The sequence below is a fragment of the Acinetobacter sp. NIOH-H-8 genome (assembly GCF_046635365.1).
Classification (GTDB): Bacteria; Pseudomonadota; Gammaproteobacteria; order Pseudomonadales; family Moraxellaceae; genus Acinetobacter.
In genome coordinates this window covers 1-449 of the sequence record NZ_JBHDVN010000196.1, presented here as the reverse complement: position 1 = coordinate 449, position 449 = coordinate 1, and the positions used below count along the sequence as shown (strand labels likewise).

The 449-nt window shown below is 46.1% G+C and carries 1 protein-coding gene; it reads left to right on the top strand.

The features are described from left to right. Positions 1 to 255, top strand: a 255-nt coding sequence (locus ACEWB7_RS17770; RefSeq protein ID WP_411581055.1) for a hypothetical protein, incomplete at its 5' end; no start/stop codon positions are given. Between the last annotated feature and the right edge of the window lie 194 nt (positions 256 to 449).

Here is a 449-nt window from a genome sequence, read left to right as displayed (position 1 = left end):
TTCTTAACCGATATAGCCGGAGCGCCACCGTACCGCGTGGCTTCATTATTAAGCCACAAACACTCCCGTTGCGAAGTGATTTCTGGTGTCACGTTACCGTTAATTGAACAGATGATGGCTTGCCGTGAAACCATGACCAGTTCAGAGTTTCGCGAGCGTATTGTCGAACTGGGTGGGCCGGAGGTGAGTAGTCTTTGTCACCAACAACAAAAAAATCCGCCTTTCGTCCTCACACATAATTTGTATGAGTATTAACACACGATTCTTATAGCGCTTTTGCTACAATAAAAGCGTTGTTTCACCCTCGGTTATTTTTTAATGTACAAACAAGCTGTTATTCTCCTGCTGATGCTGTTTACCGCAAGTGTCAGTGCCGCGTTACCTGCCCGTTATATGCAAACCATCGAAAATGCTGCGATCTGGGCGCAAATTGGCGACAAGATGGTGAC